The 17,593-nt window shown below is 64.5% G+C and carries 17 protein-coding genes; 10 read left to right on the forward strand and 7 right to left on the reverse strand.

Features of this window, described 5'->3' with window-relative positions; all coding sequences use genetic code 11:
* Positions 1 to 242: transposase (locus tag K359_RS0125105; protein WP_029081797.1), on the forward strand; the 242-nt coding region annotated here is incomplete at its 5' end.
* 346 nt (positions 243 to 588) lie between these two features.
* Here the strand turns inward: K359_RS0125105 and K359_RS0125110 are convergent.
* The 3 genes from K359_RS0125110 to nthA are packed head-to-tail and all read right to left on the reverse strand — an operon-like array spanning position 589 to position 2,254.
* Positions 589 to 966 carry a nitrile hydratase accessory protein gene (locus K359_RS0125110; RefSeq protein ID WP_029081798.1) on the reverse strand — a complete coding sequence of 126 codons (378 nt, stop codon included), beginning with the start codon at positions 964 to 966 and terminating at the stop codon, positions 589 to 591.
* Positions 966 to 1,625 carry a nitrile hydratase subunit beta gene (gene nthB / locus K359_RS0125115; protein WP_029081799.1) on the reverse strand — a complete coding sequence of 220 codons (660 nt, stop codon included), beginning with the start codon at positions 1,623 to 1,625 and terminating at the stop codon, positions 966 to 968. Before nthB ends, K359_RS0125110 begins: the two co-directional genes overlap by 1 nt.
* Entirely contained in the window at positions 1,622 to 2,254 is a 633-nt protein-coding gene (gene nthA, locus K359_RS0125120) for a nitrile hydratase subunit alpha (protein ID WP_029081800.1), read from the reverse strand. Before nthA ends, nthB begins: the two co-directional genes overlap by 4 nt.
* A gap of 74 nt (positions 2,255 to 2,328) precedes the next feature.
* Here nthA and K359_RS0125125 point away from each other — a divergent pair, with 74 nt between their 5' ends.
* The 9 genes from K359_RS0125125 to K359_RS0125165 all read left to right on the forward strand — a co-directional run bounded on the left by K359_RS0125125 (position 2,329) and on the right by K359_RS0125165 (position 14,513).
* The gene (locus K359_RS0125125; RefSeq protein ID WP_029081801.1) at positions 2,329 to 3,135 is read left to right on the forward strand and encodes an enoyl-CoA hydratase/isomerase family protein; all 807 of its coding nucleotides are present in this window, start codon (positions 2,329 to 2,331) and stop codon (positions 3,133 to 3,135) included.
* A gap of 74 nt (positions 3,136 to 3,209) precedes the next feature.
* Complete coding sequence (locus tag K359_RS0125130) at positions 3,210 to 4,310, forward strand: S1/P1 nuclease (protein ID WP_051346376.1); 1,101 nt, start codon at positions 3,210 to 3,212, stop codon at positions 4,308 to 4,310.
* A 239-nt stretch (positions 4,311 to 4,549) separates the two neighbouring features.
* Positions 4,550 to 5,224, forward strand: a complete 675-nt coding sequence (locus K359_RS52930; protein ID WP_245284712.1) for a 4'-phosphopantetheinyl transferase superfamily protein — start codon at positions 4,550 to 4,552, stop codon at positions 5,222 to 5,224.
* 57 nt (positions 5,225 to 5,281) lie between these two features.
* Positions 5,282 to 6,268: a thioesterase domain-containing protein gene (locus K359_RS0125140; protein ID WP_029081803.1), complete on the forward strand. Its 987-nt coding sequence runs from the start codon at positions 5,282 to 5,284 to the stop codon at positions 6,266 to 6,268.
* Positions 6,269 to 6,318: 50 nt separating this feature from the next.
* On the forward strand, positions 6,319 to 8,286 hold the full coding sequence (locus K359_RS0125145; protein ID WP_035977049.1) for an amino acid adenylation domain-containing protein: 1,968 nt from the start codon (positions 6,319 to 6,321) through the stop codon (positions 8,284 to 8,286).
* 24 nt (positions 8,287 to 8,310) lie between these two features.
* Entirely contained in the window at positions 8,311 to 9,480 is a 1,170-nt protein-coding gene (locus tag K359_RS0125150; protein ID WP_051346378.1) for an acyl-CoA dehydrogenase family protein, read from the forward strand.
* Between the two features lie 430 nt (positions 9,481 to 9,910).
* Positions 9,911 to 10,930 carry a TRAP transporter substrate-binding protein gene (locus K359_RS0125155; RefSeq protein WP_029081806.1) on the forward strand — a complete coding sequence of 340 codons (1,020 nt, stop codon included), beginning with the start codon at positions 9,911 to 9,913 and terminating at the stop codon, positions 10,928 to 10,930.
* Positions 10,931 to 10,952: 22 nt separating this feature from the next.
* The gene (locus K359_RS0125160; protein ID WP_029081807.1) at positions 10,953 to 12,839 is read left to right on the forward strand and encodes a TRAP transporter large permease subunit; all 1,887 of its coding nucleotides are present in this window, start codon (positions 10,953 to 10,955) and stop codon (positions 12,837 to 12,839) included.
* A 24-nt stretch (positions 12,840 to 12,863) separates the two neighbouring features.
* Positions 12,864 to 14,513, forward strand: coding sequence for an acyl-CoA synthetase (locus K359_RS0125165; protein WP_029081808.1), 1,650 nt, complete (start codon positions 12,864 to 12,866; stop codon positions 14,511 to 14,513).
* A gap of 10 nt (positions 14,514 to 14,523) precedes the next feature.
* Here K359_RS0125165 and K359_RS52935 read toward each other — a convergent pair whose 3' ends face one another.
* The 4 genes from K359_RS52935 to K359_RS0125185 all read right to left on the reverse strand — a co-directional run bounded on the left by K359_RS52935 (position 14,524) and on the right by K359_RS0125185 (position 17,580).
* On the reverse strand, positions 14,524 to 14,991 hold the full coding sequence (locus K359_RS52935) for a MarR family winged helix-turn-helix transcriptional regulator (RefSeq protein ID WP_051346380.1): 468 nt from the start codon (positions 14,989 to 14,991) through the stop codon (positions 14,524 to 14,526).
* Positions 14,972 to 15,730 (reverse strand): nitroreductase family protein, encoded by a 759-nt coding sequence (locus tag K359_RS0125175; protein ID WP_029081809.1) that lies wholly within the window; start codon positions 15,728 to 15,730, stop codon positions 14,972 to 14,974. The genes K359_RS52935 and K359_RS0125175 overlap by 20 nt, the downstream gene beginning before the upstream one ends.
* Before the next feature lie 252 nt (positions 15,731 to 15,982).
* On the reverse strand, positions 15,983 to 16,789 hold the full coding sequence (locus K359_RS0125180) for an MBL fold metallo-hydrolase (protein WP_029081810.1): 807 nt from the start codon (positions 16,787 to 16,789) through the stop codon (positions 15,983 to 15,985).
* On the reverse strand, positions 16,786 to 17,580 hold the full coding sequence (locus K359_RS0125185; RefSeq protein ID WP_029081811.1) for a TatD family hydrolase: 795 nt from the start codon (positions 17,578 to 17,580) through the stop codon (positions 16,786 to 16,788). Before K359_RS0125185 ends, K359_RS0125180 begins: the two co-directional genes overlap by 4 nt.
* Positions 17,581 to 17,593: the final 13 nt, after the last annotated feature.

Consider the following 17,593-nt stretch of genomic DNA (forward strand, 5'->3'; position numbering starts at 1 on the left):
ACAAGGTCCATGGCGTTCGAGAGGCCATCCGGGCGGTCGGAGCAAGCCTGCTCTATCTTCCGCCCTACAGTCCAGACTTCAACCCGATCGAAATGGCCTTCTCTAAACTGAAAGCCCTGTTGCGGGCCGCCGCAGCGCGCACCATGCCCGATCTCTGGCAAGCAATCGCCAACGCTCTCAAGCGCTTCTCACCCGAGGAATGCCAAAATTATCTCGTCGCGGCTGGTTACGACGCAACGTGATCGGAAAATGCTCTAGCGCCACATATTCGGTGTCGTCCTGGCGAAAGCCAGGACCCATTACCCCGAATTTCGATTGTCGCACGACGCTGGGGCCACGATCCCGTTCATCATCAAATGCGGTGGCTATGGGTCCTGGCTCCCGTGCGCAATTGCGCACTAGGCCAGGACGACGATCGTGTGTGAGGCACCCGCATTGTCATCGCCCGGCTGGACCGGGAGATTCAGTACGCCGCGGCCTCTCGGCTCAAGCACCGACGTCTCTGGAATACTGGATCACCCGCATGCGCGGGTGATGACATCGAGCAAGCTGTTTGAGCGTGCAAATGACAACGAGGCGAGTACGCCGCTACTCAAAATCCGCCGGCGTCAGCGCGATCGGCTTGCCGTGCGGGGTGCGGTCGGCGGCGCGGTCCCAGGCGTCGCGGTAGCGGTGCAGGGTCTCTGGTGTCGTGACGCCCTTGGCGGCGACGAGGTGTTCGAGCGTCGCCAGCCAATGCTGGTAATAGGTCTCCCCGGTGTCGGGATCGCCGGCGGCCTGCGCCCGCTTGATCTGATCGGCGAGCGCCGCGGCCCATTCGCTCCATGTGAACACGCCGCGGTCATGCAGGCTCAACGCCATCGCAAACGCCTGGGCTTCCCAGGGCGCGCGGAACACCGGACCGTCCTGGTCGCGGGGAATGCTGGATACGGCGCTGGTGGCGCGGGCTGCGGCGGTCGCATCCATCACACCGCCTCCAGATACGGCTCGAACGCGTCGATCGACACCTTGAGGGTCGGATCGGAGTCAGCTCCCCACAGCTCGCGTCCATCGAACACGACGGTGTACAGCCATTGCGGATGCTCGCCGGCATCGTTCGCAACCGTATCGGGAAACACGTGACAGCCATGATCGCGTTCGATCACCCCGACATGACCGCGCACATAGCGCGGCAGCCGCGTGTGGGTGGCGGGATGGATGTTCTTGGCCCGCACCCGATCGCCGGCCTTGAACTTCGCAGCTGCCGGTGCCGCGCGGCCGAACTTGCCGCGCACCATGATGCGCTCGACATCGGCCATCGAGAACTTGCCGTGCTTGAGCGGCTTCGCCGGCGCGACGGAATGTCCGGCGGCGACGTCGTCCTGCGAGATGAAGCCCTTGTCGAGCAGCAGGGCCTCGAGCCCGAGCAGCCATTTCCTGTAATAGGAGCTCGAAAGATAGACCTGGGGGGGCAGGGTCTCGCGATAGAACCGCGATGCGTCGATGTTGAAGGCGCCGGCGGCGCCCATCGCGCGGACCATCGCGAGTACCCGCGACTCCCATTCCTCATGGAACATCGGCTCGTTCGGCTCGGGCTCGACCTTGCCGAACCCGTCCATGCCGCCCATGTCGTGGACGCCGTTCACGACGGGGCTCCCGGCGTTTTCGGGAATCCCGTGCCGATCATGGAATCCCTCGTCACGAGTTCGGCGAGCTGTTGTTCGCTCCAGCCCTCGGTGCCGTCGGGCCGCATCGGCAGCACCAGGAAGCGCGTCTCCGCGGTCGAATCCCACACCCGGATCTCGATGTCCTTCGGCAGGCTGACGCCGAAATCGGCGAGCACGCCGCGCGGATCCTTGACCGCGCGAGAACGATACGGCGAGGCCTTGTACCAGACCGGCGGCAGCCCGAGCATTTCCCAAGGGTAACAGGAGCAGAGCGTGCAGACGACCATGTTGTGACGGCCAGGCGTGTTCTCGATCGCGACCAGATGGTCGCCGACCCGGCTGACATGGCCGAGGGTGCCGACCGCCTTGGTGGCGTCCTCGAGCAGCGCCTTCTTGAAGGCGGGATCGGTCCAGGCCTTGGCGACGACCCGGGCGCCGTTATGCGGGCCAATCCTCGTCTCATAGGCCTGCACAATGGCATCGAGCGCGGCGGGCTCGACATAGCCCTTCTCGGTCAGGATCGATTCCAGCGCGCGGACGCGCAGTTCGGTCTCCGACAGGTCGGAATGGTCGTGATCGTGGTGGTGGTGGTGATCATGTTCGCTCATGCCCACAGAATAGGCGAAACGGCCGTGCTATGTCGAGGCAAGCAGTACACAACAATGCGAGCAGGGAGGTATGCGTGGTTGACTATGTAACGATCGAGAAGGGCCTCGGACCGGAGGGCCGCATCGCTGTGGTGCGGTTCGACCGCGGCGACGGTATCAACGCGCTGTCTCCGGAAGCGCTGCGGCAGCTGACCGATGCCGCACGCAGTTTCGAGGACGATGGCGGAACCTCGGTGGTCGTGCTGACCGGCGGCGCCAAATCGTTCAGCGCCGGCTTCGACCTGAAAGACGCCGAGGGACGTTCGCGCCAGACCATGGACATGGGCACGCTGCGCCGTCACCTCAAGCTCGGGCCGAGGCTGACGCGCGCCTGGCAGGACATGGAGCAGGTCACGATCGGCGCGATCGAGGGCTTCTGCGTCGGCGGCGGCGTGGCGCTCGCGGTCGCGCTGGATTTCCGCGTCATGGAGCGCGATGCGCATCTGCGCGTGCCGGAGATTGCGCTCGGCATGAACATGAGCTGGCAGAGCGTGCCGCGCATGCTGCATCTGATGGGCCCGGCGCGCACCAAGCAGGCGGTGATCCTGGCCGACGACCGCATCTCGGCCGACCAGGCCTATGAATGGGGCCTGGTGGAGCAGGTGACCGATCCCGGCAAATCCTATGACGCTGCGATGGCGCTCGCGGCCAAGGTCGCCGCCCAGCCGCCGATTTCGGTGGCGATGACCAAGCTGACGGTCAACCGGCTGGCGCATGCGCTCGACGATCTCGCCAGCCACATGGATCTCGACCAGTTCGCGCTGGCGAGCCTGACCGAAGATCACAAGGAGGGCGTCGCGGCGTTCCTTGGACGGCGGACGCCCCGCTTCAGGGGACGCTGACGCGCATTGTCGTACGATTGTTGCGCCAGTATCGGACAACCACAGGAAGTTTGGCACAATTGCGAGGTCGCGCGATGTCGAGAACGATCGTTGCGTCGGGCTGGTTCCTGGGCGCCTTGTTGGGCTGGCTTGGCGCCATTGCGCTTTATCCGACCGCGGCGTCGGCCTGGGGCTATGAGGGCCATCGCGTCGTCGGTGCGATCGCCGACCAATTGCTCAAGCCCGCCGCGAAGGCGAAGGTCCAGCAACTCCTCAACGAGGGCGATACGCATGGCATCGACCTGCGCAAGTCCGGACCCTGGCTGGATTGCGTGAAGAGCGTCGCCCGGCACGACGACGGCCGGTTTCATTACGAGGTCGACCCCGAACATCTCGACTACGAGGTGCCCTGCACGCCGTTCAACTCGGCGCGGGAGAGGGCGCGCATGGTGGATTATGTCGCCCGCAACTGGTCGACCTGTTCCTACAAGCCCGACGGCTTCGAGCGCGGTTGTCACAACACCTTCCATTTCGTCGATGTCGCGATCCAGCGCAGCGCCTTCGACCGCAGCTTGCAGGGGACCAATCCGCACGATCTGGTCGCGGCGATCAGCGCCGCCATCGCAGTACTTCAGGACAAGCCGATCCCGCCGCCGTTCCCGTTCTCGATCAAGGACAAGAAGGAGGCGCTGCTGCTGCTCGCGCATCTGATCGGCGACCTGCACCAGCCGCTGCATGTCGGCTCGGTCTATCTCGATCCCAACGGCCAGCCGGTCGACCCGGACGTTAGTCACCAGGTCGATCCCGGGACCGATACGATCGGCGGCAATGCGATCCAGGATGGCGTCGCGGTCCCGTTCCAGACCATCAACCTGCACCATGAATGGGACGACATCCCGACCGACCTCGGCGATGCCGCGACGGGTGAACTGATCGACGCGGCGAAGGCGGCCCCGGCGAGCCCGGGTACGCCGGACGGTTGGCCGGCGGCCTGGGCGACCGACACGCTGCTGGTCGCGCATCACGCGTTCAAGGGCCTGAGCTTCGGCCCGACGTCGCCGCCGGTGCAGTCCAAATGGATCGTCAATTTCGACAGCCACATGGCCTATCTGCAGGCCGCCGACGCGATCAAGCGCCGGCAACTCGCCAGGGGCGGAGCGAGATTGGCCGAGCTGCTGAATGCAATATGGCCGTGAGGGGTAGCCCAACCATACATCCGAATAGCCACCGGCGCTCCTTGCTTTCGCGCCTATGCGATTGCTTAATCGAGGAAATCCGCGCGAACGGCGCTGCTGTTCGTCGGATGCGATAGACTTGTGCGCATGAGCGCTTCTGCGATCGGAATGCAGGTATGACGTCTGACTGCTGCCCTGAGCTCGACTTTGGCCAAGCTTCCGGCGCGGGCAGGGAGCCAGCAGTGCGGACTCCGCGCTATTTGGACAAGGCTGTCGAGCTGCGAGCCGGGATCATCATGCCGGTTCTCGTGAGTGATGGCCTGGAGGTTCTGGCCTTCGCGCTCGATGCGGAGCCGGATGTCGTTCGCGCGACAGGCGTTTGCCTCAACGACGAGGAGCGTCGGCGCGCCGCGGGGTTGAGGCTGGAGCGGGACCGCCGCCGCTTTGTTGTGGCCCGCGGCCAGCTGCGCCGGGTCCTCGCTTCCAGACTGGGACTCTCGCCGTCCGACGTCGAGTTCGAATATGGACCACTGGGCAAACCTCAGCTCTCGCACCGCATGCCCGCCTTCGATTTGCGCTTCAGCACGTCGCGTTCCGGAGATGTGGGGGTCATCGCCCTCTCGACCACACAAGAGGTCGGGGTGGACGTCGAGGCAGTGCTTCCAGTGCCCGAAGCGGACGAGATCGCAGCGCTCTGCTTTTCCGCCGCCGATTATGGGTCCTACATCGCCCTTGGTCCGGAAGACCGCCTGGAAGGTTTCTTCCGGCGTTGGACCCGGCTGGAAGCTGTCTCCAAGGCGTTGGGGTGCGGCCTGGGACAGCCCATTTCCTGGGATGAAAAGGATTGGCTTGTTCGAAGATTCGTACCTCGAAGGGGGTATATCGGGAGCGTGGTCATCCGGAACTGGCGTTCGCGCGATGTCACGACGCACTAAACGAAGTGTCTCAGCGAAGTCCATTGGACTGCACGGGAGTTCATTCAGGACGGCCCTATGTCAGCGCACTTGATGCAGTTTTCGGAGCTTCTCGCAGACCTGGCGGTCAAGGACATCAAGGTCTGGGTGGAAGGCGACCGGCTGCGCTGCAACGCCCCGGCTGGCGCACTGACGGCGGAGCTTCGCGGGCAGCTGCAGGACCGGAAGGGCGAGATCATCGCGTTCCTGAACATGGCCACGGCAGCGGCCACGCAGCAGCCTGCAATCATTCCGCTGCAGTCGCGCGGAACACGCACGCCGATCTACGCCGTGCCCGGGCATGTCGGCGCCCCCTTCACATTCTCGGACCTGTCGAAGCACCTGGGCGGCGATCAACCATTCTACGCACTCCAACCGACCGGCTACGATGGGCAGAGCGAGCCGATGGACCGCGTCGAAGATATCGCCGAGGACTTCGCCCGCCAGATGGTCGAATATCAGCCGACCGGTCCGTACATCATCGCCGGTTATTGCTCCGGCGCTCCAACGGCTTTCGAACTGGCGAAGATCCTAGGACGCCGCGGCGCAGAGGTGCCATGCATTGCGCTGTTTGGCCCGCTTCATCCCACCACCTATCAGGAACTGCCGCGTTGGCTGTATTTCTCAGCCAGGGAAACAGCCGAAGCGTTGCTGCGAGAGATGGCAAAGCTGCCGACATTGAGCGCTCGTCTGCGATATTTCGGCAGCCGCGTTCGCGAGCGTTTCCGCGCCCTCGGAAGCAAACAACCGGTCGCGACAGATCCGGTGCTGGCGAGCAGAGCTCGGCTCAAATCGACGGCGCTCGCGGCTTTTCAGCGGTACGATCCCACTCCGTATTCGGGTCGGGTCTGCATATTCCTTCCGAACAAGGCCTGGCTGCGATCGGGCGCAGGACCGCGCCGATGGCTTCGCGTGGTGCCTCATGCCGAATTTTATTTTGGGCCCGAGGGCTGTCACGCAGCCTCCATGCTCGAGGACCCTGAAGCGCCAGCCATCGCAGAGCTTTATCGCCAGGCCAAGATTTGAACGATTGACGTGTGATTTGATTATTTGATTTGCCCGATTGGAGCGTAGTCATGAATGAAGTCCTGCCCATTGTGGAGGAGGGCGTAGCGCTTCCCCTGCCGAAGGATGCCGATCATCAGGCGCTGGTTGTCGAGTACAACGCCACGGCGGCGCACTACCCGTCAGACCGGACGATCATCGATCTCTTTCGGGACCAGGTGACGCGCAGCCCTGACGCTGAAGCGATCCGCTTCGGCGATGTAGCGCTGACCTACCGGCAGCTCGACCAACGCTCCAATCAGATTGCCGCGCATTTGAGCTCGACCGGCGTGGGGCCGGGCCGGATTGCCGTTGTGTTCATGGAACACTCCATTGAGGTCGTTGTCGCGATCCTGGGCGTGCTGAAGTCCGGCGCAGCCTATGTGCCGGTGGATGCGGCGACGCCGAAGGGGCGCATCGCAACAATCCTGAAGGACATCTCCAACGGCACCGACGGGCGGGCGCCGGTGGCAATCACGCAAGCGCGCCTGCAATCCGTCATTTCCCCCGATCTCGCCGATATTTTTGTGCTCGACGCCGATTTCGGTTCGATTTTGAATCAGCCGGACTCAGCCCGGCCGTCCGCTGCCACGCCGGACGGTACCGCCTATATCATCTTCACCTCCGGCTCGACCGGCACCCCCAAGGGCGTCGAGATCGCGCACCGCAGCCTGGTGAACTACATCTGGTGGGGTGATCAGGTGTACAGCGCCGGCGAACGCCTCGCCTGGCCTCTGTTCTCATCGCTCGCTTTCGACCTGACCGTCACAACGCTCTTCACGCCACTCATCACCGGTGGCCGCATCGTGGTCTATCTTGGCGATCCCGGCGTGCAGAACATGGTCGCGCTCAAGGTGGTCGACGACAATGCGGTCGACATCATGAAGCTGACGCCGGCGCATCTCGCGATGATCCGCGACCGCGATCTCGAGACCACAAGACTTCGCAAGTTCATCGTGGGCGGCGAGGACTTCAAGACCGAGTTGGCTCGCGACATCACGAAAGCCATCCCACATCCGGTCGAGATCTACAACGAGTACGGACCAACCGAAGCCACGGTGGGCTGCATGATTCACCGTTTCGACATCGAGCGCGATCAATCCGCATCGGTGCCGATCGGCGTGCCGGCCGCCAACGCGGGAATCTACGTCCTCAGCGAAACCTATCAGCCCACCGGCACCGGCATCATCGGCGAGATGTTCATTGCCGGCGACGGTCTCGCGAGAGGTTATTTCAATCGCCCTGACCTGACCGACGAGCGCTTCCGTACCGCCATCGATCCTCGAGACGGATATTCGAAGCTGCGCCTCTACAAGACGGGCGATCTCGCCCGCTGGAGCCCGGAAGGGCGACTGGAATTTCTCGGCCGCGCCGATCATCAGGTGAAGGTCGGCGGCGCGCGTATCGAGCTGGGCGAGATCGAAGCGCGGCTTCTCAAGCACCCGCAGGTGCAGGAATGCGCCGTCGCTGTCATCGAACCGTCAGCGGCCGAAGGCGGCATCGCACGACTTGCGGCCTACTATGTCTCGTCGAAACCTCTGACGGTGGCGGATCTGCGCGCCCACCTCGCCGAAGAGCTGTTGGAGGCGATGATTCCGACGCATTATGTTCGTCTCGAACGGATGCCGCTTACGCCCAACGGCAAGGTCGACCGCGCCTCGCTTCCCGAGCCGACGGCGGAAAACATCCAGCCAGCGCAGGAATTCGTCGCTCCCTCGACAGAGACCGAGAAGACGCTGGCCGCGCTGTGGTGCGATCTCCTGAAGGTCAGGTCGATCGGACGCCACGACAACTTCTTCGATCTGGGCGGCGAGTCGCTGCTGGTGGTCCGGACGGTGGCGCGCATGCGAAAGACCTTCGGCGTCGACGTGCAGCTGCGCAACCTGTTCGAGCGCCCGACACTGGCCGAGCTTGCGGAAGTGATCGACGGAATGCGCTGGGTGGCCGATTCCGAAGCCGCTGCACCCTCGGCAGGGCCGAGGGAGGAAATCGAACTCTAGCTGCTAGCAGAGCGGACGAACACGATGGACAAAGCTTGGGTGCCCCCGCAAGGACCGGGACTGCCTTGGATGGCGGCGGAGTATGAGCTGTTGCGGGATCAGGTCCGCCGGTTCGTCGAGGAGGAGATCAAGCCTTGTGCGGATCGCTGGGAAGAGGAGGGGTTCATTCCCCGTCCGGTCCTGCGCCGCATGGGCGAACTCGGCTTCTTCGGCATCCGTTACCCGGCCGAATATGGCGGTGCCGAGATGGACGCGGTCGCGTCAACGGTCTTCGCCGAGGAACTCGGGCGCTCGACCTATGGCGGCGTTGCCGACGCGATGCTGGTCCAGGCCGACATGGCGTCGGTATATGTCTTTCACGACGGGACCAAAGCCCAGCGGATCCGCTGGATGCCGGGCATTGTCAGCGGCGAGGTGATCACCGCGGTCGCTATCACGGAGCCGGATGCCGGCTCGGACGTGAAGGCCATCCGCACGCGCGCGGTGCGGGAGGGTGACTCCTACGTCCTCAACGGCACCAAACTCTACATCACGAACGGCGTCCACGCCGATCTCTACTGCGTCGCCGCCAAGACCAATCCCGCGGCAGGAGGCAACGGGATCACGATGTTCCTGGTCGAGAAAGGCACGCCGGGCTTCAGCGTCGGACGCGTGCTGGACAAGCAGGGCTGGCGCTCCTCCGATACCGCGGAACTCGTCTTCGACGGTTGCCGGATCCCCGCCGAGAACGTGCTCGGCGCGGAGGGGCAGGGCTTCTATTCCATCATGCGCAACTTCCAGAACGAGCGCCTGGTCCTCTCCGCCATGGCGATCGGGATGGCCGAGGCGGCGATCGACATGACCCTCACCTATGTGAAGACCCGCCGCGCCTTCGGCGGCGTCCTGTGGGACATGCAGGCGATCCGCCAACGTCTGGCGATACTCTCCGCGAAGGTGGAGGCAAACCGCGCGTTTCTCTATGCCACCGCCTGGCGTATGGCGGCCGACGACGATTGCCTGCGCGAGATCTCGATGCTGAAGGCCATCTGCGCCGAACTCGTCAACGAGGTCGCGTATGCCTGCGTGCAGTTCCACGGCGCTATGGGCGTCATGCGCGAGAGCCCGATCGAGCGCATCGCGCGTGACGCGCGCATCCTGCCGATTGCCGGCGGCGCGACGGAGGTGATGCTCGAGGTGATCGCGTCGACGTCGTGAACCTCGTGTGGCAGTGAGGCGATCGGGAGAGGTCGCGGAGGGCGTCCGGCCGCGGCTCTTCGTCAAACGGCCAATGCCATGGTCAGGCGCTGTTCGGCTTCAGCCTCGGTGCAAACGCCCATATCCGTAATTCGCATAAGGTATATTATGGAATATTTATATCTACAATTAGATCAGATATTTAGTGGGAAATCTTCGCACCAGTCCGCAAGTTAGCGCCGTCCCGAGGCCCATCCGACGATCCGTTGGGCTTGCTCCCAGGCCGCGGCGATCGACGTCCGCGCGTCTCGTCTGAAAGCCGATATTGCCGCGGCGTACGGACGCTGCAATAAGCCCCAGCTGTGCAGAGATCGCTGGTGACCCCGCGGCATCAGGTTCGCGTATAGGATGGCATCTCAGAACAACAACAAGCCTCTCTTGGGAGAAACCAATGAGCTTTTCACGACGCACGCTGCTGAAGGTCTCCGCCGCTTCCGCCGTCCTGGGCGGGATTGGCGCGCCCCATGTCGCGCGCGCCCAGTCGGCCGAGTTCTCTTACAAGTTCGCCAACAACCTGCCGGAGTCGCATCCGTTCGTGGCGCGCGCCCGGGAGATGGCCGCGGCGATCAAGACCGAGACCAACGGCCGGTTCGACCTGCAGGTGTTCCCGAACAGCCAGCTCGGTTCCGATACCGACATGCTGAGCCAGGTGCGCTCCGGCGGCGTCGAGTTCTTCACGCTGTCCGGCCTGATCCTGGCAACCCTGGTGCCGGCGGCCTCGATCAACGGCATCGGCTTCGCGTTCCCGGACTATCCCACGGTCTGGAAGGCGATGGACGGCGACCTCGGCGCCTATGTGCGCGGCGAGATCAACAAGGCCGGCCTCGAGGTCATGGACAAGATCTGGGACAACGGCTTTCGCCAAACCACGTCGTCGACCAAGGCGATCAACGGTCCTGATGATCTCAAGGGCTTCAAAATCCGCGTGCCGGTGTCGCCGCTGTGGACCTCGATGTTCAAGGCGTTCGATGCGTCGCCCGCCTCGATCAATTTCAGCGAGGTCTATTCGGCGTTGCAGACCAAGATCGTCGAGGGTCAGGAGAACCCGTTGGCGCTGATCTCGGCGGCGAAGCTGTACGAGGTGCAGAAGTATTGCTCGCTGACCAACCACATGTGGGACGGCTTCTGGTTCCTGATGAACCGTCGCGCCTGGGCGGCGCTGCCTGACGATATCAAGAGCATCGTCGCCAAGAACGTCAATGCGGCGGCGGTCAAGGAGCGCGAGGACACCGAGAAGCTCAACGCCACCGTGAAGCAGGAGCTCGCGGGCAAGGGGCTCGTGTTCAACCAGCCCGAGGTCGGGCCGTTCCGCGACAAGCTGCGCGCCGCCGGCTTCTACGCCGAGTGGAAGGGCAAGTACGGCGACAAGGCCTGGGACCTGCTCGAGAAGTCGGTCGGCAAACTGTCCTGAGCGATCAAGCGGGAGGCTTGCCATGGCTCATGTCGAGATGACGCCGGCCGTGGGCGGCGAGGCGGCGTCGGAGCCCCCTCGCCGCCGCTCCGTTCTCGGTTCCATCGAGGCCGCCCTCGGGTTTCTGGTCGAAGTCCCGGCGGCGATCCTTGTGGTCGCCGAGGTCGTCATCCTGTTCGCGGGCGTGGTGGCGCGCTACGTGCTCCATGCGCCGCTGATCTGGTCGGACGAGCTGGCGTCGATCCTGTTCCTGTGGCTTGCCATGCTGGGCTCGGCGGTGGCGTTCCGCCGCGGCGAGCACATGCGGATGACGGCGCTGGTCGCGAGCGCCGGACCGCGGCTGTGGGCCTATCTGGACGTGGTCGCGACCTGCGCCGCGCTTGCCTTCCTGATCCTGATCGTGCGGCCGGCCTATGAATACGCCTACGAGGAAAGCTTCATCACGACGCCGGCGCTGCAGATCTCCAACACCTGGCGCGCCGCAGCGCTGCCGGTCGGCACCTGCCTGATGGCGCTGTTCGCGCTGCTGCGGCTGGCGCGGGTCGGCGAGTTCAAGACCTTTCTGCTGGCCGCGCTCACTGTGGCGGCGTTGATCGGGGTGTTCTGGCTGGCGCAGCCGATGCTGCGGCCGCTCGGCAACCTCAACCTGATCATCTTCTTCGTCGGCGTGGTCGGCTTCTGCGTGTTCGCCGGCGTGCCGATCGGCTTTGCCTTCGGCATGGCGATCTTCGGCTATCTGGCGCTGACCACGCGGACGCCGCTGATGGTACTGGTCGGCCGGATGGACGAGGGCATGAGCCACCTGATCCTGCTGTCGGTGCCGCTGTTCGTCTTCCTCGGCCTCCTGATCGAGATGACCGGCATGGCGCGCGCGATGGTGGCGTTCCTGGCGAGCCTGCTCGGCCATGTCCGCGGCGGCCTGCATTACGTGCTGGTCGGCGCGATGTACCTGGTCTCGGGCATCTCCGGATCGAAGGCCGCCGACATGGCAGCCGTCGCACCCGTGCTGTTCCCGGAAATGAAGGAGCGCGGCGCCAAGCCGGGCGATCTGGTCGCCCTGCTCGCGGCCACCGGCGCGCAGACCGAAACCATTCCGCCGAGCCTGGTGCTGATCACGATCGGCTCGGTCACCGGCGTCTCGATCTCGGCGCTGTTCACCGGCGGCCTGCTGCCGGGCGTGGTGCTGGCAATCACGCTGTCCGGGCTTGTGTGGTGGCGCTACCGCGGCGAGGACCTCAGCCACGTCCAGCGCGCCACCGGCAGCGAGATCGGCAAGGCGCTGGTGTTCGCCCTGCCTGCATTGGCCCTGCCCTTCGTGATCCGTTACGCCGTGGTCGAAGGCATCGCGACCGCGACCGAAGTCTCGACCATCGGCATCGTCTACGCCTTCGCCATCGGCCTTCTGATCTACCGCAAGTTCAACTGGCGGCGGCTGTTGCCGATGCTGATCGACACGGCCTGCCTGTCGGGCGCGATCCTCTTCATCATCGGCACCGCGACCGGCATGGCCTGGGGCCTGACCCAGTCCGGCTTCTCGCGGGCGCTGGCGGCGTCGATGGCCGGGCTGCCCGGCGGTTCGGCGACCTTCATCGCGGTCTCGATCCTGGCCTTCGTGATCCTCGGCAGCGTGCTTGAGGGTATTCCGGCGATCGTGCTGTTCGGACCGCTGCTGTTTCCGATCGCGCGCCAGGTCGGCGTCCACGAGGTGCACTACGCCATGGTCATCATCCTGGCGATGGGCATCGGATTGTTCGCGCCGCCGTTCGGCGTCGGCTATTATGCCGCCTGCGCCATCGGGCGCGTCGATCCGGCCGAGGGTATCCGGCCGATCTGGGGCTACATGCTGGCGCTGTTGATCGGCCTGATCATCGTCGCCGTCTTCCCCTGGATATCGATCGGTTTCCTCTAAGCACCTTGCGGACGGGATAGAGCCATGAGTGCAGCTCAAAACCAGTACACGATCGGGTTGGACAAGACGCCTGCCAACTACGTGCCGCTGACGCCGCTGAGCTTCCTGGCGCGCTCGGCCGCGGTCTATCCCGACCATGTCAGCGCGGTCTATGAGGGCCGCAGCTTCACCTGGAAAGAGACCTACGAGCGCTGCAAGCGCTTTGCATCCTATCTCGCGGGCCACGGCATCGGCCATGGCGACACGGTTGCGGCGATGCTGCCGAACATCCCGGCGATGAACGAGCTGCATTTCGCGGTGCCGATGACCGGCGCGGTGCTGAACGCGCTCAACATCCGCCTCGACGCGGCGTCGATCGCGTTCCAGCTCGACCATGGCAGCGCAAAGATCATCCTGGTCGATCCCGAATTCTCCGGCGTGATCGCGGAAGCCTTGACCCTGATGAAGGGCCCGAAGCCGTTCGTGATCGACGTTGATGACGCCGCGTTCCCCGGCGGCAAGCGGATCGGCGAGATCGAGTATGAGGCGGCGGTCGCCTCAGGCGATCCCGCGTTCGTGGAGCGGCCGCCGGCCGACGAATGGGATGCGATCGCGCTGAGCTATACGTCGGGCACGACGGGCAATCCGAAGGGCGTCGTCACCCATTACCGCGGGGCCTATCTCAACGCCGTCAGCAATATCCTTGCCGGCAATCTCGGCCAGCATCCGGTCTATCTCTGGACGCTGCCGATGTTCCACTGCAACGGCTGGTGCTTCCCCTGGACGATCGCGGCGACCGCCGGCGTCAATGTCTGCCTGCGCAAGGTCGATCCGGCTAAGATCTTCGAACTGATCCCGGAGCACGGCGTCACCCACATGTGCGGTGCGCCGATCGTCTACAACACGCTGATCAACGCGCCGGGTGCGCCCACGGGCGGCAAGGCTAAGCCGGTCGTCGGCCTGATCGCGGGCGCGGCGCCGCCGGTTGCAGTGCTCGAAGGCGCCGAGCGCATCGGCATCAAGCTCACTCATGTTTACGGTCTCACCGAAGTCTATGGCCCCGCCTCCGTCTGCGCCGAGCAGCCGGGCTGGGACGAATTGTCGGCTGATGCGCGCGCGCAGCTGAAGCGGCGCCAGGGCGTGTCCTATCCGCTGCAGGAAGGCGTCACGGTGCTCGATCCCGAGACCATGCGCGAGGTGCCGCGCGACGGCGAGACCATCGGCGAAGTCATGTTCCGCGGCAACATCGTGATGAAGGGCTACCTGAAGAACGAGAAGGCGACGCAGGAAGCCTTCGCCGGCGGCTGGTTTCACACCGGCGATCTCGGCGTGCTCGACGAGCACGGCTACGTCATCATCAAGGATCGCTCCAAGGACATCATCATCTCCGGCGGCGAGAACGTCTCCTCGGTCGAGGTCGAGGACGTCCTCTACAAGCACCCGGCCGTGCTGTTCGCGGCCGTTGTCGCCAAGCCCGACCCGAAATGGGGCGAAGTGCCCTGCGCCTTCATCGAGCTGAAGGACGGCGCCAAGGCGACCGAGGCCGAGATCATCGCCTATTGCCGCGAGCACATGTCGGGCTTCAAGACGCCGAAGTCAGTCGTGTTCGGCGTGATCCCGAAGACCTCGACCGGCAAGATCCAGAAATTCCTGCTGCGCAACGCGGTCGGCTCCGCGAAGGCGATCTCGGCCTGAGCGGCCGCGCTCAATCCTCGGTGAGACGGCCGAGCAGTTCGTACAGCAAAGCCTTCTGGCCCGCTTTCAGCGGCGCCAACGTCATCGCGGTGCACTCGAGCTCGATCGGAATCAACTGCTCGACCAGCGCGACGCCAGCCACGGTCAGATCGATCAGGATCAGCCGCTTGTCGGTCGGGTCGCGCCGCGTTGCGACGAGGCGGCGCTTCTTCAGCCGCAGCACGACGTCGCGGATATTCGCCGGCTCCATCGCGACGAGCCGGCCGAGCAGGTTCTGCGACAGCGCCCCGCGCTCGTAAAGCCGGGCCAGCGTCGCATATTGCGGTGCCGTCAGGTCGTAGGACCCGATCCGCTCGACAAGGTTGGACGAGGCGCGCTGATAGGCCCGGCGCAGCAGGAAGCCGACCTGATCCTCGAGCCTGTAGTCCGACGCGAGGCGGCGGACCGGCGCCGCTGCTTTAGTCGACGTTCGCTGCATCCCGGTACATCACCTTGTGACGCGTGGTTGAAACCCATTCGTCGATCTCAGCTTCGGTCATGAAATGGGAAGCATCGAACCGGTTCCGGTTGCTGATGTCCGCGAGGCTCTTCTTCCAGCGCTTGTAGGGCGGCTTGGCCGGCGGGCCGAAGCACATGATGTCGAGCACGGACAATTCTTCGGGGATGCCGAGCAGCGGCTTCATCGCCTGCTGGGCCTTCTCCTGCCCGATCGCGGTCACCCACCAGACGTTATAGCCGAGCGCCGCTGCCGCGAGGTGTGCCGACATCGTCGCAGCCGCCACGCTCTGCAGCAGGATGCGCTCGGCATTCTCCTTGTACATCATGTCGAGCTCGGAGCCGTCGTTGAGCACGGGAAACGCCTTCACCCAGCGGAAGTCGCTGGCGACCACGATGAAGCCCGGAGCCGACGCGAGGCCGCGATAGTCAGGCGTTGGAAACTTCATCTTGAGCCGGGCGCGCGCCACCTGCTCCTCGCGGAAATACTCCGTGATCTGGTTCTTCAGGTCCTGGTCCGTGACCACGATGAAGTGCCAGGGCTGGGCATTGGCGCCCGAAGGCGCGTGCCGCGCCGCCTCCAGGATCATGTCGTAATGCTCTGGCGGCATCACGTAGCTGGAATCGAAGGCTCGCGTCGTCAGGCGGTTCCTCACGACGTCCATCAGGGCGTCATAGCGCGTGCGGTCGGTGTAGTCCTGCACAGCCAGAGCTTCCGGCATGGGAGCCTCCCGATATTGTTATGATCATAACGATATCGAAAATGCGCAAGAGGTCAATACCCGGCTGCGAGGTCGTGCGATCAACTCGAGCGGAAGCGCGCGTGACCTTGGTCAACGCGCGACGTCCGGCTAGAGCGTTTTCGAGCGAAAGTGGACGCCGGTTCGCGTGAAGAAAACGCGTCAAAACAAGAAGCTAGAGCATCGGTTCTGATTCAACAGAACCGATGCTCTAGCCTGGGATTGTCGAGGTTTTCAGCCCGCCCGATCGAGCGTCAGGCGCATGCCGTCATAGGCCGGGATCACGCCCGCCGGCAGGCTCTGCCGCAGCACCTCGTAATCGAGGTCGGAATGCAGGTTGGTGAGGACGGCCTGCTTCGGCTTGAAGCGCTCGATCCATGACAAGGCATCGGCCAAGCTGAAATGGCTCGGATGAGGTGCATAGCGCAAGGCGTCGACGATCCAGAGGTCGAGACCCTCAAGCGCCGGCCAGCTCTCCTTAGGGATGTCGTGCAGATCGGGCGTGTAGGCGGCGTCGCCAATGCGGTAGCCGAGCGCCGGGATTCGGCCGTGCTGCACCAGGAAGGCCTCGAGCTTCAGCGGGCCGCCCTTCCCCTGCACCGTATGGCTCTCGCCGTGTTCGATCGAATGCCGCGTCAGGATCGGCGGATAGTCGCTGCCTTCCGGCGAGATGAAGCAATAGGAGAACCGCGCCATGATGTCCTTGGCGGTCGACTGGTTGAAGTAGACCGGGATGCGGCGGCGCTGATGCAGCACCACCGAGCGCAAATCGTCGATGCCGTGGGTCTGGTCGGCATGCTCATGCGTCAGGAACACCGCGTCGATGTGCTCGACATTGCCGTCGATCAGCTGCTCGCGCAGATCGGGCGAGGTATCGATCACGACACGCGTGGTGCCGTGCTCCATGGTGCGTTCGGCCATGATCGAGCAGCGGCGGCGACGATTCTTGGGATTGTTCGGATCGCAGGCGCCCCAGCCGAGCGCCGGGCGCGGCACGCCGGCGGATGAGCCGCAGCCCAGGATGGTCAGTGTCAGCGTCATGCGGCAACCTTCGGCGGCGCCGGCACCTTGGAGAACAGCCGGAAGAAGTTTTCGGTGGTCTGCCGCGAGATCTCCTCAAGCGAGACGCCGCGGGTTTCCGCGAGCACCTTGGCGACCTCGACGACATAGGACGGCTCGTTGCGCTTGCCGCGGAATTTTCCGGGCGCAAGATACGGCGCGTCGGTCTCGACCATGATGCGGTCGGCCGGCAACTCGGCCGCCAGCGCGCGCAGGGTGTCCGACTTCTTGAAGGTCAGGATGCCCGTGAACGAGATCGACAGCCCGAGCGCGATCGCCTTCATCGCGAGCTCGCTGCCACCGGTGTAGCAGTGCAGCACGGCCTTGAACGGGCCCTTCGCGACCTCCTCCTCAAGGATACGGCCGCAATCCTCGTCGGCCTCCCTTGTATGGATGACGAGCGGCAGGCCGGTTTCGCGCGCCGCGGCGATGTGGGCGCGGAAGCCGCGCGCCTGCGCCTCGCGCGAACCATGCTCATAGAAATAGTCGAGCCCCGCCTCGCCGAGCGCGACGACCTTCGGATGCTTGGTCAGCTCGATCAGGTCGCTGGCCGGAATGCCGTCTTCCTCATCGGCGTGATGCGGATGGGTGCCCACCGAGCAGTAGACGTCGGGAAAGCGCTCCGTGATCGCAAGCAGGCCGCCGAGCCGCTTGACCCGGGTCGAGATCGTGACGATGCGGCCGATGCCGGCGGCCTCGGCGCGTCCGACGATCCCGTCGAGATCGTCGGCGAAGTCAGGGAAATCGAGATGGCAGTGACTGTCGACCAGCATGAATTTCGAACCG

Origin of the sequence: Bradyrhizobium sp. th-b2, from assembly GCF_000426785.1 — a bacterium.
Taxonomy (GTDB): Bacteria; Pseudomonadota; Alphaproteobacteria; order Rhizobiales; family Xanthobacteraceae; genus Bradyrhizobium; species Bradyrhizobium septentrionale.